Source organism: Mesorhizobium sp. M5C.F.Ca.ET.164.01.1.1 (genome assembly GCF_004792125.1).
Classification (GTDB): Bacteria; Pseudomonadota; Alphaproteobacteria; order Rhizobiales; family Rhizobiaceae; genus Mesorhizobium; species Mesorhizobium wenxiniae.
Genome location: NZ_SRTG01000595.1, coordinates 1 through 285, shown reverse-complemented (window position 1 = coordinate 285; position 285 = coordinate 1). Strand labels below are relative to the sequence as shown.

Sequence of the window (285 nt, the reverse complement as noted above, 5' to 3'; positions counted from 1 at the left end):
AAACCGTCACGCACTGCTGCTGGAATTGCTTCAGCGCCGGATAATTCGGGATAGGGCATAACGGCGCGGAACCCTTAAGGTTCCCGTCCGAAAATATTGAAAATTGAGCAGGTTAACCAATCACCAGGGTCATTGACCAATGACCAGATCGGCCTCGCGGCGGCGCGCCAGCACACGCTCGATATTCGGCATGTCGTTGGAGGCGATCCAGGCGCGGGCGTCCTCGTCGGAGCGGCCATGGCCGCGCCAGCGCTCCATCAGGCGGCGCTCGAGCTCGCCCCGCGG

At 62.1% G+C, this 285-nt stretch carries 1 pseudogene; it reads right to left on the bottom strand.

Annotation, left to right across the window (positions count from 1 at the left end):
- Positions 1-129: 129 nt before the first annotated feature.
- Positions 130-285: pseudogene (locus EN807_RS37310) on the bottom strand (nucleoside/nucleotide kinase family protein); the annotation flags it as partial.